This window comes from Micromonospora krabiensis, from assembly GCF_900091425.1.
Lineage (GTDB): Bacteria > Actinomycetota > Actinomycetes > Mycobacteriales > Micromonosporaceae > Micromonospora > Micromonospora krabiensis.
Map to the genome: position 1 here is coordinate 787,289 of NZ_LT598496.1, position 15,722 is coordinate 803,010.

Consider the following 15,722-nt stretch of genomic DNA (forward strand, 5'->3'; position numbering starts at 1 on the left):
GTCCCAGGCACCTCCTGACCCCCAGCACTCATCCGGCACCCCCCCCTTTTCTCCTACCCGACCCCCACCAGACCCGGCTCGTGCGCCACCAGGCGGCGGCCCGGACTTCCCACCCAAGGAGAACCGATGAGAACCAGGAGAACAGCGCGCGTCATCACCTCCCTCTTCGCCACCGTGCTGCTCGCGGGAGCCGTGACGGCCTGCGGCAACAGCGACACCGGCGGCGGCTCCGGCGGCGACAGTGACAAGATCGTCCTGGGCTTCTCCCAGGTCGGCGCCGAGAGCGGCTGGCGGACGGCGAACACCACCTCGATCAAGGAGGCCGCCGCGGCGGCCGGGATCGAGCTGAAGTTCGACGACGCCCAGCAGAAGCAGGAGAACCAGATCAAGGCGATCCGGAACTTCATCCAGCAGAAGGTCGACGTCATCGCCTTCTCGCCGGTGGTGGAGTCCGGCTGGGACACGGTGCTCAAGGAGGCCAAGGACGCGGGGATCCCCGTCATCCTGACCGACCGCGCCGTCGACTCCCCGGACAAGACGCTTTACAAGACGTTCCTCGGCTCCGACTTCGTCAAGGAGGGCCGCCTCGCCGGCGAGTGGCTGGTCGAGCAGACCAAGAGCGCGACCGGGCCGGTGAACATCGTCGAACTCCAGGGCACGACCGGCTCGGCGCCGGCCAACGACCGCAAGGAGGGCTTCGCGAGCGCGATCGCCGCGAACCCCAACCTGAAGATCATCGCCTCCCAGTCGGGTGACTTCAAGCGGGCCGACGGCAAGCAGGTCATGGAGCAGTTCCTCAAGGCCAACCCGAAGATCGACGTGCTCTTCGCGCACAACGACGACATGGGCCTGGGCGCCCTGGAGGCGATCACCGCCGCCGGCAAGACGCCCGGCAAGGACATCACCATCATCACGGTCGACGCGGTCAAGGACGGCATGCAGGCCCTCGCGGACGGCAAGTTCAACTTCATCGCGGAGTGCAGCCCGCTGCTCGGCCCACAGCTCATGGAACTCGTGAAGAAGGTCCACGCCGGCGAGGAGGTCCCCGCCCGGATCGAGACCGAGGAGACCACCTTCACCCAGGAGCAGGCCAAGGAGGCCCTGCCCAACCGCAAGTACTGACCCGACGCCGGGGCCGCCGTCCACGTACGGCGGCCCCGGCCCGTCGTGCCGATCCTTCCTACCGACACCATCCAGAAGAGGTCTGATGGGATGACGGGTAGCCAGCCGGTCCTGACCATGACCGGGATACGCAAGACCTTCCCCGGGGTCCGCGCCCTCCAGGACGTCGACTTCCGGCTGTTTCCCGGCGAGGTCCACGCCCTCATGGGTGAGAACGGCGCCGGCAAGTCGACCCTGATCAAGGTGTTGACCGGCGTCTACGACACCGACGACGGCGTGATCACCCTCGCCGGTGAGCAGGTCGCGTTCGCCGGGCCGATGCAGGCGGCCGCCTCCGGCGTCAGCACCGTCTACCAGGAGGTCAACCTCTGCACCAACCTCTCGGTGGCGGAGAACATCTTCGTCGGCCGGGAGCCCCGTCGTCTGGGCGCCATCCGGTGGGGTGAGATGCGCCGCCGGGCGCGCCACCTGCTGGCCCGGCTCGACCTCGACATCGACGTCACCGCGCAGCTGGGCAGCTACTCGCTGGCCGTCCAGCAGATGGTCGCCATCGCCCGTGCCATCGACGTGCGGGCCCGGGTGCTCATCCTCGACGAACCGACCTCCAGCCTGGACGCGGGCGAGGTCGCGCAGCTGTTCCGGATCATGCGGCAACTGCGGGACGAGGGCATCGCGATCCTCTTCGTCACCCACTTCCTGGACCAGGTGTACGGCATCGCCGACCGCATCACCGTTCTGCGCAACGGGGCTCTGGTGGGGGAGTACCGCACGGAGGAGCTGCCGCAGTTCAGCCTCGTCGAGAAGATGATCGGCAAGGAACTCGACGTCCTGGAGCGCCTCGACGAGCAGCAGAAGCGCACCGCCGTGCGGCCCGACGAGACCCCGCTGGTCGACGCCGAGCAGCTCGGCCGCAAGGGCGCCGTCGCCCCGTTCAGCCTGCGTATCCACGCCGGCGAGGTCGTCGGCCTGGCCGGTCTGCTCGGCTCCGGCCGTACCGAGGTGGCCCGACTGCTCTTCGGCGCCGACCGGGCCGACCACGGCCAGGTCGCGGTGCGGGGCAGCAGGGCGTCGCTGCGCAACCCGGTGCAGGCCATCGACCACGGTGTCGGATTCTGCTCGGAGAACCGCCGGGCGGAGGGCATCGTCCCCGAGCTGTCGGTCCGCGAGAACATGATCCTCGCCATGCAGGCGGCCCGTGGCTGGCTGCGGCCGATCCCGCGACGACGGCAGGACGAGCTCGTCGAGAAGTACGTCAAGGCGCTCAGCATCCGGCCGGCGAACCCGGACCTGCCGGTGCGCAACCTGTCCGGCGGTAACCAGCAGAAGGTGCTGCTGGCCCGCTGGCTCATCACCGAACCGCGTCTGCTGATCCTCGACGAACCCACCCGCGGCATCGACATCGGCGCGAAGGCCGAGATCCAGAAGCTGGTGGTGGAGCTCTCCGACGGGGGAGTGGCGGTGCTGTTCATCTCCGCCGAACTGGAAGAGGTGCTGCGGCTGAGCCACCGGGTCGCCGTCATGCGCGACCGGACGATGGTGGCCCAGCTCGACAACGACGACAGCCTCGACGCCGACCGCGTCATGCAGACCATCGCCAGCGGAACCAGCAACGAGGAGGTGCAACGATGAGCGCCGTCGCCGAGCGCCTCCGTCCGCTGACCGGCCACCGCCTGTTCTGGCCCGCGCTCGTGTTGGTGGTCATGGTCCTGGCCAACACCATCTACCGGCCCGGCTTCCTGTCCATCGAGGTCAAGAACGGGAACCTCTACGGCACCCCGGTGGACATCCTCCGCCTGAGCGCGCCGCTGATGCTGGTCGCGCTGGGGATGACCCTCGTCATCGCCACCGGCGGCATCGACCTGTCCGTCGGGTCGCTCTGCGCCATCAGCGGCGCCATCGCCTGCGTCGTCATCAGCCAGGCGCCCGACCCGAACAGCCTCTCCACCGTCTTCACGGCCCTCGCGCTCGCCTTCGGCGCCGCTCTCGTGCTCGGCGCCTGGAACGGGGTGTTGGTCGCCGTCATCGGCATCCAACCCATCATCGCCACCCTGATCCTGATGGTGGCCGGTCGAGGGCTCGCGCAGCTGCTGACCGAGGGGCAGATCGTCACGATCAACTCCGCCCCGTACCGGGCGATCGGGCTCGGGCACTTCCTGACCCTGCCGCTGGCCATCTTCATCGCCCTGGCCGCGGCCCTGCTGGTCGCCGCGCTCACCCGCCGCACCGCCCTCGGCCTGATCGTCGAGTCGGTCGGCGGCAACGCCGAGGCCAGCCGGCTCGCCGGCATCCGCTCCAGCCGGATCATCTTCCTGGTGTACGTGGTCAGCGCCGCCTGCGCCGCGATCGCCGGATTCATGATCACCGCCAACGTCTCCAGCGCCGACGGCAACGCCGCCGGTCTGTGGGTGGAGCTCGACGCCATCCTCGCGGTGGTCATCGGCGGCACCTCCCTCGCCGGCGGCCGGTTCTCCCTCAGCGGCACGATCCTCGGCGCGCTGATCATCCAGACCCTCACCACCACGGTGTACGCCATGGACATCTCGCCGCAGACGTCCCTGCTGTTCAAGGCGGTCGTCGTCATCGCCGTCTGCCTCATCCAGGCGCCGGCGTTCCGGGCGAAGTTCAGCCGTCGACGGCGTTCACCCCGGCCCGGGGCGACGCCCGCTCCGCGCGAGAAGGAAGAGGTGGCAGCCTAATGACTGAGTCAAGCCGTGAGAGCGTGAGTGAGTCGGTAGGGCTGTCGGGTGCGCAGGATGGCGTGCAGGACGTTGATGCGTCGGCGGGCCAGGGCGATGAGGGCTTGGTGGTGTCGTTTGCCTTCGGCGCGTTTGCGGTCGTAGAAGGCGCGGCTGGCCGGGTCGCGTTGCAGGGCGCAGAACGCCGATTGGTAGAAGACCCGTTTGAGGGTTTTGTCGCCGCTGGTAGCGCGGCGCAGGTAGTGGACCTTGCCGGATTGCTGCAGGACTGGTGCGAGGCCGGCGGCGCTGGCGAGTTGGTCGCCGGTGGGGAATCGGGTGATGCCGCCTGCCACGGCGAGGAATTCGGCGGTGAGGGTGGCCCCCATCCCGGGCAGGGACTGGATGAGGGCCGCGTCAGGGTGGCGGTCGAGAGCGTCGTGGATGCGCTTGTCCAGGTCGGCGAGTTTGTCCCGGCAGGCGAGTACCTCGCGGGCGAGGTCGCGGACGATGTCCGCGGCGACGGCTTCGCCGGGCACGGTGACGTGTTGGGCGCCGGCGGCGGTCAGTGCCTTGTCGACCAGGGCGTCGATCACGGTGCTGTGGTGCCGGCCGGTGGTGCGCAGGTACTCGCTGATGCGGCGTCGGCCGGCTCGGCGGATCTCGGTCGGCGTGACGTAGCGGGCCAGCAGGGCCGTGTCGACTTTGTGGGTGGGGTCGACGACGCGCTCCAGACCGGGATGGATCGAGGCGAGCAGATCCCGCAGCCGGCCGATGCGGCGGGTCTGGTCGACCACCAGTTCCCGGCGGCGGCCCACCAGCAGCCGCAGCTCGCTGCCGGCTTCGGTGGCCGGTTCGACGGGACGCAGTTCGTCTGCGCGCAGCCGGATCTGATCGGCGATGACCTTGGCATCGCGCGGATCCGACTTGTGCTCACCCCCGCGGGTGGCACGGCGAGCCCGGTTGACCGCAAGACCGGAGACATGCACCAGGCGCAGGCCAGCGTCGACCAGCATGACCTGCAGCAGGCCGGCGATGCCACCGAGCACGTCGATGGCGACCGTGGCCGGCCCATACTCGGCCTGCACGGCTCGGATGTCGTCGATGAGCACCTGGATCGCCGACGGATCGTTGTCGACTTTCCGGCTGGCCAGGACCCGCCCCGTCTCGCTGTGCACGAGCGCAGCCCAGTGGAACTCCTTGGCCACGTCCACACCAACCGCGACCGCCATCTGACTCCCTTCTCCCGTCGTGGACACGCGCACGCTCTTGCCGCCGTCAACGCCCTACACAGCGATCAATCGCAAAGCCCAATCAGCAGTCAGCAAGAGCAGACGAGACAGGCGGCGATGCCACCCTCGCCATGGTCGGCAGCCAGCATGAAAGCCATACCTGCCTCGCCCGCGTCAGCCCGTACGAATACCACCGTCGGGCTCGCAATGAAAGGTAGGGCCGCATGAGCAGCACGTCGCTGTCCGGCGTCCGCGCGTGGCGGCCCAGCCTGCCCCGCCGGCACGTGCCGGTCCTGGTCACCCTCGCCCTGCTGCTGGTGATGTACGGCGTCGGCGTGTCCCAGTACCGGGCCTTCTCCAACATCCAGGTCGTCTTCAACGTCTTCATCGACAACGGCTTCCTGCTGGTCGTCGCGGTCGGCATGACCTTCGTGATCCTCACCGGGGGCATCGACCTGTCGGTCGGCTCGGTCGTCGCGATGACCGCGATGGTGTCGGCGTCGCTGCTGCGCGACGGGCTGCCGGCGGCACTGGTGCTCGTCATCGCGCTGCTCATCGGCCCCACCCTCGGCTTCCTGATGGGCTGCGCGATCCACTTCTTCGAACTCCAACCGTTCATCGTCACCCTCGCCGGCATGTTCTTCGCCCGCGGCATGTGCACCTTCATCAGCCAGTCGTCCATCCCCATCACCGACGGCTTCTGGACGGCCGCGTCGCAGCAGCGCATCGGCGACCCACGCGGGAACTTCGTCTCGATCAGCGTGCTGATCGCGTTCGCGGTGGTCCTCCTCGCCGCGTACGTGCTGGCGTACACCCGCTTCGGTCGCACCGTGTACGCGATCGGCGGCAACCCCCAGTCGGCGCTGCTGATGGGCCTGCCGGTGGGGCGTACCCGGATCGCGGTCTACACGGTCAGCGGCCTCTGCTCGGCCATCGGCGGCATCCTGCTGTCGTTCTACACGCTCTCCGGGGCGCCGCTGATCGCCATCGGGATGGAGTTGGACGTCATCGCGGCCGTCGTCATCGGCGGCACCGTGCTGACCGGTGGGTCCGGCTACATCTTCGGCACCGTGCTGGGCGTGCTCGTGCTGGGCGTGATCCAGACGCTGATCACCTTCGACGGCAGCCTCAACTCCTGGTGGACCCGGATCGTGATCGGCGGCCTGCTCTTCGCCTTCATCCTCCTCCAACGCCTCATCGGTATCCGCTTCAAGTGACCGCCCATCTCGCGGAAGGCAACGCCATGGCAACACACCCTGTACCCGAGGTCTGGTTCCTCACCGGAAGCCAGGGCCTGTACGGCGAGGACACTCTCCGGCAGGTCGCCGACCAGTCCCGGCAGATCGCCGCGCAGCTCGACGCCTCGCCGGACATCCCCGCCCGGGTGGTCTGGAAACCGGTCCTGACATCCAGCGCCGACATCCTCAAGGCCTGTCGGGACGCGGCCACGCAGGGTGCCGTCGGGGTGATCGCCTGGATGCACACCTTCTCGCCGGCGAAGATGTGGATCTCCGGCCTGGACGCCCTGCGGACCCCGCTGCTGCACCTGCACACGCAGGCCAACGTGCGGCTGCCGTGGGACGACATCGACATGGACTTCATGAACCTCAACCAGGCCGCGCACGGTGACCGCGAGTTCGGGTTCATCCAGACGCGGCTGGGAGTGGCCCGCAAGACGGTCGCCGGCCACGTGAGCGATCCGCGTGTGATCGCCCGGGTGGGTGCCTGGACCCGTGCGGCGCTGGGCTGGTCGGCGATGCGGTCGCTGCGTCTGGCCCGCTTCGGCGACAACATGCGCGACGTCGCGGTGACTGAGGGCGACAAGGTCGAGGCCGAGCTGCGCTTCGGTGTCTCGGTGAACACCTACGGTGTCAACGACCTCGTCGCGGTCGTCGACCAGATCGCTGAGGCCCAGGTCGACGACCTGGTCAAGGAGTACGACGACACGTTCCGGGTCGACCCGCAGCTGCGGCCGGGCGGTGCCCGGCACGACTCGCTGCGGTACGCCGCGCGGCTGGAGCTGGGCATGCGGGCGTTCCTGGACGACGGCGGCTTCCGGGCGTTCACCACGAACTTCGAGGACCTGGGCGGCCTGCGTCAGCTGCCCGGCATCGCCGTGCAGCGGCTGATGAGCGATGGTTACGGGTTCGGCGGCGAGGGTGACTGGAAGACCTCCGTCCTGGTCCACACGCTCAAGGCGATGGCGGTCGGGGTCGAGGGCGGCACGTCGTTCATGGAGGACTACACCTACGACCTGACCCCGGGCGAGGAGTTGGTGCTCGGGGCGCACATGCTCGAGGTGTGCCCGACGATCGCACAGGGCACGCCGACGGCGGAGATCCACCCGTTGAGCATCGGCGGCCGCGAGGACCCGGTCCGGCTGGTGTTCGACGCCGCGCCGGGCCCGGCGGTCGTGCTCGGCCTGGCCGACATGGGGGAGCGCTTCCGCCTGGTGGCCAACGAGGTCGACGTCGTCTCGCCGCCGCATCCGCTGCGCCGGCTGCCGGTGGCCCGGGCCGTCTGGCGACCCCGGCCGCACCTGCCCGGCTCGGCCGAGGCCTGGATCACCGCCGGCGCGCCGCACCACACGGTGCTGTCCCAGGCCGTCGGTGTCGAGGAGTTGCGCGACCTGGCCGAGATGACCCACACCGAGTTGGTCGTCATCGACGCGGACACCGAGCCGCGCCGCTTCGCCGACGAGATCCGGTGGAACCAGGCGTACTACCGGCTCGCCCGGGGCTTCTGACGCGCCAGCTATAGATCGACGGACACGGATGGTCCACCCCGGGTCGGGGTGGACCATCCGGCTGTGTGGGCGGGGTGTCCCGCCGTCTGTGTTACGTCTTGACGTCGGCCATGTTATCGCTCACAGTCGATGGGTAAGGCGACCGGCACTCCAGGCCCCGCCGGGCTCTGGATCGTCGCGATGTAGTCGTTCGAGTTTCGCGCACCCCCGGGCAGGTGCGCCGTTGTGAACGATCACACGATTGGCCTCGTCGATCCGTGCCGTGGCAGGTCCGCGGCCCGGCTGGCGGCTCGCCGACCGCTTCCGGTTCCCGTCATCACCTGAGGAGGATCATGGTTGCCATCGGTAGGTCCGGAGGGGCCGCGTACCGGCGCCGCCGCTGGCTGTCGCGGGTCGCCGCCGCGCTCGCGGTGGTGCTGGTGGGCAGCGCCCTGGCGGGTGTGGCGCCGTCGCCGGCCTCGGCCGCGACGGTGGACACCAGCGCGTGGTACGTGCTGGTGAACCGCAACAGCGGCAAGGCGTTGGACGTCTACAACAGAGCCACGAACGACGGGGCGCGGATCGCCCAGTGGTCCCGCAACGACGGCGCGTGGCAGCAGTGGCAGTTCGTGGACTCCGGTGGCGGGTACTACCGGCTGCGGTCCCGGCACTCCGGCAAGGTGCTGGACGTCTACAACGCCTCGACGGCCAACGGCGCGGGCATCGTGCAGTGGGCGGACCACAACGGCGCCAACCAGCAGTTCCGGCTGGTGGACTCGGCCGGTGGTTACGTCCGGCTGGTGAACCGCAACTCGAACCGGGCGGTGGAGGTGCAGAACGCCTCGACCGCCGACGGCGGCAACGTGGTCCAGTACGACGACTTCAACGGCACCCACCAGCAGTGGCAGCTGGTACGCGTCGGTGACACCGGCAACCCGGGCACCGGCACCTTCACCAACCCGGTCGTCTGGCAGGACTTCGCCGACGTCGACATCATCCGGGTCGGCGACGTCTACTACATGTCCGCCTCGACCATGCACTACTCGCCCGGCGCCCCGGTGCTGCGCTCCTGGGACCTGGTCAACTGGGAGTTCGCCGGGCACTCGGTGCCCCGCTTGGACTTCGGCGGCAAGTACGACATGGCCAACGGCGCCAACGCGTACGTCGACGGCATCTGGGCCTCGACGCTGAACTACCGTCCCAGCAACCGCACCTTCTACTGGGCCGGGTGCATCGACTTCGCCCAGACGCACATCTACACCGCCTCCGCCGTCGACGGCGCCTGGAGTCGGCTCACCACCATCCCCAACTGCTACTATGACGCGGGGCTGCTGGTCGACGACGACGACACGATGTACGTCGCGTACGGCAACGGCACGATCAGCGTGGCCCAGCTCTCCGCCGACGGACGCAGCCAGGTGCGGGCCCAGCAGGTCTACCAGACCCCGTCGAGCATCGGCACCCTCGAGGGAGCGCGCTTCTACAAGCGCAACGGCGCCTACTACATCTGGCTCACCCGACCGGCCAACGGTCAGTACGTGCTCAAGTCGACCAACGGTCCCTTCGGCCCCTACGAACAGCGGCAGGTGCTGCTGAACATGCCGGGCCCGATCTCCGGCGGTGGCGTGCCGCACCAGGGCGGGCTGGTGCAGACCCAGAACGGGGCCTGGTACTACATGGCGTTCACCGACGCGTACCCCGGCGGACGGATGCCGACCCTGGCGCCGATCACCTGGACCAGCGACGGCTGGCCCCAGGTGCAGACGGTCAACGGCTCCTGGGGCCTGAACTACCCCAACCCCCTGCCGACGCGGCCGGTCAAGCCGCTCACCGGCACCGACACCTTCCCCGGAACCACGCTCGGCGTCCAGTACGAGTGGAACCACAACCCGGACAACAGTCGATGGTCGGTCAGCGACGGACTGCGCCTGCAGACCGCCTCGGTGACCAACGACCTCTACCGGGCCCGCAACACGTTGACCCACCGGATCCAGGGCCCGACGTCGACGGGCACCATCGAGCTGGACTACTCCACGATGCGCGACGGCGACCGCGCCGGGCTCGCCATGCTGCGTGACAGTTCGGCGTGGATCGGAGTCCGCAGGGACAACGGCGCCACCCGGGTGGTCATGACGAACGGCCTGGCCATGGGCACCAACTGGGACACCGTCAGTACCGGGATCGAGATCGCCAGCGCGCCGGTGTCCGGCGGACGGATCTGGTTGCGCGCGAACGCCGACATCCGGCCGGGCGCCGGACGGCAGGCGACCTTCTCGTACAGCACGGACGGAGTCACGTTCGTCCCGCTCGGCAACGCGCTGACACTCAACAATGCCTGGCAGTTCTTCATGGGATACCGATTCGGCATTTTCAACTACGCCACCCAGTCGCTGGGCGGTGCCGTGACGGTGCGCCGGTTCACCCTCGCGACACCGTGATCCCGCTCACGACCTGACGCCGGCAGCCGCTCGGACCCGATTCCGGCAATCGACCCCGGGACGGTGCGGAGGACCACCGGAAACGCACCGTCCCGGGGCCACCGGCCGCCGTCGGGGTCGGTGTCGCGAAAACCGCCGCCGGAACGTTTTCCGGCCGTCCCCGCGTCAGTGGATCGCCGACAATTCGACGGTCGCTCGGTGCGATTCCGCCACCGCACCGCATCCCTGGCCACGACGGTGGCTGGCGTAGACTGTCGACGATCCAGATCTCTGCCACGGACGCCCAGGCGGTGGTGGCCGGGAGCTCATTCGCACAGCTGGCCGCCGCCCGTCGACCTCGACCGGCGGGCCGCCGACGAGCAGGCGGGGAAAGTGAGGTGGCCGTGCGCGGTCCCGCGATGACGGACGTGGCGCGCCTCGCCGGCGTCTCCCACCAGACGGTGTCCCGGGTCCTCAACGGGCATCCCAACGTCCGCGAGCAGACCCGCCTGCGGGTCCAGGCGGCCATCGCAGAACTCGGCTACCGACCCAACCGGGCGGCCCGCGCGCTGGTCACCGGCCGGTCCCAGGTCATCGGCGTGGTCGCGCAGAACACGACCCTCTACGGCCCGGCGTCGCTGCTGGCCGCGCTGGAGCAGGCGGCCGCCGAAGCGGGCTTCGCGGTCACCGTCGGCAGCGTCAACGACCTCGACCACCGGTCCATCTCCGCCGCGGTGGAGCGGCACCTGGCCCACCGGGTCGCCGGGATCGTGGTGATCGCGCCGGTCGAGTCGGCGGGGGAGGCCCTCGAACGGCTACCCCAGGAGGTGCCACTGGTGACCGTCGACGGTGATCCACGCCGTCCGATCCCCCTGGTGACGGTCGACCAGGTCGCCGGCGCCCGGGCGGCCACCCAGCACCTCCTCGACGCCGGGCACCGTACGGTCTGGCACGTGTCCGGCCCGTCCGACTGGTTCGACAGCGCCGGGCGGATCGAGGGGTGGCGGGAGGCGTTGCAGGCGGCGGGCGCCGAGGTGCCACCCCTGATCGCCGGGGACTGGTCCGCCGCGGCCGGCTACCGCTGCGGGCAGATGCTCGCCCGGATGCCGGAGGTCACCGCGGTCTTCACCGCCAACGACCACCTGGCCCTCGGTGTGCTGCGGGCCCTGCACGAGCACGGCCGCCGGGTGCCCGACGACATCAGTGTGGTGGGCTTCGACGATGTGCCGGAGGCGGCGTACTTCATCCCGCCGCTGACGACCGTGCGACCCGACTTCGCCGCCGTCGCCCGGGCGAGCCTGGACCTGCTGCTCGCCCAGATCGAGACGGAGGCCGTCGGTCCGCTGCGGCAGACCATCGCGCCGGCCCTGGTCTCGCGCACCAGCGTCGGACCCCCGCCAGCGCACTAGCGCGTACGCCGGACCCGCACGTCCGGAGGTCACGCGTCCGCGGCCTTGGCGGCGAGCACCGTCCGCAGCCACGCTTCGGAGGTGTTGATGTGGATGAGCGCGTTGGCCTGTGCGAGCAGTTGGTCGCGTGAGCGCAGCGCCAGGTAGATCCCCTGGTGTTCGTCGATCGTCTGGCGCGCCGCGTTGCCCTCGATCAGGCCGCGCCAGACGCGGGCCCGCAGTGTGCGGCCGGACAGCCCGTCCAGCAGCGAGGTGAGGGTCTCGTTGCCGGTCGTCGCGACGACGGTGTGGTGGAAGTCGCTGTCGAACTGCACCAGCTTCTCGGCGTCGTCGGCCGCCGCCCGCATGTCCTCCAGGATCTGACCGAGCCCGTCGAGGTCGGCGTCGGTCATCCGCACCGCGGCCAGGCCGGTCGCCAGCGGCTCCAGCAGCCGGCGCACCTCCATGACCTCCAGCAGCGTGTCGTCGCGCAGCAGCTCCACCGCGACCCCGAGGCCCTCCAGCAGGAGCCGGGGCGCGAGGCTGGTGACGTACGTCCCGTCGCCGCGCCGCACGTCGAGCACCCGGGCCGATTCGAGGACCTTCACCGCCTCCCGGATGCCGCTGCGGGACAGCCCCATCTGTGCGGCCAGTTGCGGCTCCGGTGGCAGTCGCGCGCCGGGCGGCAGCTCGCCGCTCTGGATCAGGCTGCGGATCTTGACGATCGCGTCGTCGGTCAGTGCCACGCGTAACCCCTTCCGGCTGGTGCCGGCAGCACTCATCCACTCTATAGACATCTGATGTATTAGTCGAGAGTTCTGCGGTGGGAGCCGCGGGAGGGTCAGGCGGTCGTCGGCCTGACTCGTTTTCGCTTGGGTGACACCGCCGTCGATTGACCATTGCCTATCCCGTGGCTCGGCAGTAACCTTCCCGAAACACATCAGATGTCTGGCTGTTTCGGGGCCGCTCGGTGGCCCGCCCGGCGGAGCCGCCCCAGTCGCCACCGGCCGATTCACCTGTCGGCACTTCGCGCGTTCGCGCCGCGAGGTGGCCGGACCGGTCACCACTTGGAGGATCGATGTCAGACCTGACCCGACGCCAGGCTCTCAAGATCGGCGCAGCCGGAGCCGGTGGCGCCCTGCTGCCGCTGTCGTGGACCGCCGTGGCACGCGCCGACGCGGCCGCACCGCCGCAGGTCCAGGCGGCCGGCGACCTGGCGCTCTGGTACGACGAGGCGGCGGGCGCCGACTGGCTGCGCGCGCTGCCCATCGGCAACGGCAGGCTCGGCGCGATGGTGTTCGGCAACGTCGACGCCGAGCGACTCCAACTCAACGAGGACACGGTGTGGGCCGGCGGTCCACACGATCCCAGCAATCCCCGGGGCGCCGGGGCCCTGGCGGAGATCCGCCGGCTGGTCTTCGCGGGCCAGTGGACCCAGGCCCAGAATCTGGTCAACCAGAACATGATGGGCAACCCCGGTGGCCAGCTGGCCTACCAGACCGTCGGCAACCTCCGGCTGACCTTCCCGTCCTCGGGCGGGGCGTCGGCGTACAACCGGGTCCTCGACCTGACCACCGCGACCACCTCGACGACGTACGTGGTGAACGGCGTCCGACACCAGCGCGAGGTCTTCGCCAGCGCGCCGGACCAGATCATCGCGATGCGGCTGACCGCCGACCGGGCCGCCTCGATCACGTTCACGGCGACCTTCGACAGCCCGCAGCGTACGACCGTCTCCAGCCCGGACGGCAGCACCATCGCCCTCGACGGGATCTCCGGCAACCAGGAGGGCGTCACCGGCGCCGTCCGCTTCCTGGCCCTGGCCAACGCCGTCGTGAGCGGTGGCACGGTGTCCAGCTCGGGCGGCACCCTGCGGGTCACCGGTGCCACCAGCGTGACCCTGCTGATCTCGATCGGCTCCAGCTACGTCAACTACCGCAATGTCGGAGGCGACTACCAGGGCATCGCGCGCCGGCACCTGAGCGCCGCGCGGGCCAGCAGCTACGACCAGCTCCGCGCCCGGCACGTGGCCGACTATCAGGCGCTGTTCGGGCGGGTCGGCCTCGACCTGGGTCGCACCGCCGCCGCCGACCAGCCCACCGACGTCCGGATCGCCCAGCACAACAGCGTCACCGACCCGCAGTTCTCCGCGCTGTTGTTCCAGTTCGGCCGATACCTGCTCATCTCGTCCTCGCGTCCAGGCACCCAGCCCGCGAACCTCCAGGGCATCTGGAACGACTCGCTCACACCGGCGTGGGACTCGAAATACACCATCAACGCCAACCTGCCGATGAACTACTGGCCGGCGAACACCACTAACCTGGCCGAGTGCCACGGTCCGGTCTTCGACCTGGTTCGGGACCTCGCCGTCTCCGGGGCGCGGACCGCCCAGGTGCAGTACGGCGCCGGCGGCTGGGTCACCCACCACAACACCGACGCGTGGCGGGCCACCTCGGTGGTGGACGGCGCGTTCTGGGGCATGTGGCAGACCGGTGGGGCCTGGCTGGCCACCCTGATCTGGGACCACTACCTGTTCAACGGCGACGTCGAGTTCCTGCGCGCCAACTACCCGGCGATGAAGGGGGCCGCACAGTTCTTCCTCGACACCCTGGTCACCGAGCCGACCCTCGGCTACCTCGTCACCAACCCGTCCAACTCCCCGGAGATCGCGCACCACCAGGACGCCAGCGTGTGTGCCGGACCCACCATGGACAACCAGATCCTGCGCGACCTCTTCGACGCCTGTGCCCGGGCGAGTGAGATCCTCAACGTCGACGCCACCTTCCGGGCCCAGGTCCGCGCCACCCGGGACCGGCTCCCACCGATGAAGGTGGGAGCGCGCGGCAACATCCAGGAGTGGCTCTACGACTGGGTGGAGACCGAGCAGAACCACCGGCACATCTCGCACCTCTACGGGTTGGCCCCGAGCAACCAGATCACCCGACGCGGCACCCCGCAGCTGTTCCAGGCCGCACGGCGGACGCTGGAGCTGCGCGGCGACGACGGCACCGGCTGGTCGTTGGCTTGGAAGATCAATTTCTGGGCACGGATGGAGGAGGGCAACCGGGCCCACGACCTGATCCGTTACCTCGCGACCCCCGCCCGGCTCGCGCCGAACATGTTCGACCTGCACCCGCCGTTCCAGATCGACGGCAACTTCGGCGCCACGGCCGGCATCGCGGAGATGCTGCTGCAGAGCCACATCGGCGAGCTGCACGTCCTGCCCGCGCTGCCGTCGGCCTGGCCCAACGGCCGGGTGAGCGGCCTGCGGGCCCGCGGCGGGCACACCGTCGGCATCACCTGGAACAACGGCCAGGCCGGCGAGGTCCTCCTCCGTCCCGACCGCGCCGGCACCGTACGACTGCGCGGAAGGCTCTTCGCGGGCAGCCACACCGTCGTCGACACCGCCGACGGCACGTCGGTCCAGACCACCCGGATCGAGAGCGACCTCGTCGAACTGACCGTCCGAGCCGGACGCACCTACCGGATGACCGGCTCGGCGACCACACCGACGCTGGAGCAGAGCTTCAGCAACGCCAGCACGAGCAACGACACCAACACCAACGCCGGGAACGTCGACGGCAACGGCGCCAGCTTCTCGGCGCAGGCCCTGGCCCAGGCCGGCATAACGCCCGGTGCCACGCTGAGCCGCAACGGGATCGCGTTCCGTTGGCCCGCCGTCGCCCCCGGCGGCGCGGACAACGCCATCGCCTCGGGGCAGTCCGTCAGTGTGACCGGCACCGGACGCACCCTCGGATTCCTCCTGACCGGCACCTACGGCGCCGTCTCCGGAACCGGCGCGGTGGTCTACACCGACGGCACCCGCCAGACGTTCACGCTCAGCACGCCCGACTGGTACGGCGGACCGCACGCCGGTGGGACCGCCGCCGTCGTGACCGCGTACCAGAACCGGCCGGGCAACCAGCGCGTGACCACCCCGGCGTGCGTCTACTACGTGGGCGTGACACTGCAGAACAAGCCGGTGACCCGGGTGGATCTGCCCAACATCAGCGCCCGACCGGCAGCCGGTGTGCCGACGATGCACATCTTCGCCATCGCGATCGGGGCCTGACGCCGACCGCCGGGCGTCGGGCGTCGGGCGTCGGGCGGAGCACCGTCCACGCCCGCGCGGGCGACGGGCGCGACGACCCCGGTGCGGCCGG

General features: G+C 69.9%; 10 protein-coding genes. 8 read left to right on the top strand and 2 right to left on the bottom strand.

Going from position 1 to position 15,722, the window contains the following annotated elements:
• Positions 1–126 precede the first annotated feature (126 nt).
• The 3 genes from GA0070620_RS03505 (at position 127) to GA0070620_RS03515 (ending at position 3,818) form a co-directional block, all read left to right on the top strand.
• Positions 127–1,122, top strand: coding sequence for an ABC transporter substrate-binding protein (locus GA0070620_RS03505; protein ID WP_091588535.1), 996 nt, complete (start codon positions 127–129; stop codon positions 1,120–1,122).
• A gap of 90 nt (positions 1,123–1,212) precedes the next feature.
• Complete coding sequence (locus GA0070620_RS03510) at positions 1,213–2,751, top strand: sugar ABC transporter ATP-binding protein (RefSeq protein ID WP_091588536.1); 1,539 nt, start codon at positions 1,213–1,215, stop codon at positions 2,749–2,751.
• Complete coding sequence (locus GA0070620_RS03515) at positions 2,748–3,818, top strand: ABC transporter permease (RefSeq protein ID WP_091588537.1); 1,071 nt, start codon at positions 2,748–2,750, stop codon at positions 3,816–3,818. The genes GA0070620_RS03510 and GA0070620_RS03515 overlap by 4 nt, the downstream gene beginning before the upstream one ends.
• A gap of 8 nt (positions 3,819–3,826) precedes the next feature.
• Here the strand turns inward: GA0070620_RS03515 and GA0070620_RS03520 are convergent, their stop codons facing one another.
• The gene (locus GA0070620_RS03520; protein WP_091587764.1) at positions 3,827–5,029 is read right to left on the bottom strand and encodes an IS110 family RNA-guided transposase; all 1,203 of its coding nucleotides are present in this window, start codon (positions 5,027–5,029) and stop codon (positions 3,827–3,829) included.
• A gap of 224 nt (positions 5,030–5,253) precedes the next feature.
• Between GA0070620_RS03520 and yjfF the strand changes: the two genes are divergently transcribed.
• From yjfF to GA0070620_RS03540, 4 genes are all read left to right on the top strand, one after another.
• Entirely contained in the window at positions 5,254–6,246 is a 993-nt protein-coding gene (gene yjfF, locus GA0070620_RS03525; RefSeq protein ID WP_091588538.1) for a galactofuranose ABC transporter, permease protein YjfF, read from the top strand.
• Positions 6,247–6,272: 26 nt separating this feature from the next.
• The gene (araA, locus tag GA0070620_RS03530) at positions 6,273–7,775 is read left to right on the top strand and encodes an L-arabinose isomerase (RefSeq protein WP_091588539.1); all 1,503 of its coding nucleotides are present in this window, start codon (positions 6,273–6,275) and stop codon (positions 7,773–7,775) included.
• Between the two features lie 332 nt (positions 7,776–8,107).
• Entirely contained in the window at positions 8,108–10,192 is a 2,085-nt protein-coding gene (locus GA0070620_RS03535; protein WP_091588540.1) for an RICIN domain-containing protein, read from the top strand.
• A gap of 398 nt (positions 10,193–10,590) precedes the next feature.
• Positions 10,591–11,580 (top strand): LacI family DNA-binding transcriptional regulator, encoded by a 990-nt coding sequence (locus tag GA0070620_RS03540; RefSeq protein WP_172836376.1) that lies wholly within the window; start codon positions 10,591–10,593, stop codon positions 11,578–11,580.
• A 29-nt stretch (positions 11,581–11,609) separates the two neighbouring features.
• Here the strand turns inward: GA0070620_RS03540 and GA0070620_RS03545 are convergent, their stop codons facing one another.
• Entirely contained in the window at positions 11,610–12,305 is a 696-nt protein-coding gene (locus tag GA0070620_RS03545) for a FadR/GntR family transcriptional regulator (protein WP_091588541.1), read from the bottom strand.
• Between the two features lie 332 nt (positions 12,306–12,637).
• Between GA0070620_RS03545 and GA0070620_RS03550 the strand changes: the two genes are divergently transcribed.
• A complete protein-coding gene (locus GA0070620_RS03550; protein WP_091588542.1) occupies positions 12,638–15,631 on the top strand; it encodes a glycoside hydrolase family 95 protein in 2,994 nt (997 codons plus the stop codon).
• Positions 15,632–15,722 lie beyond the last annotated feature (91 nt).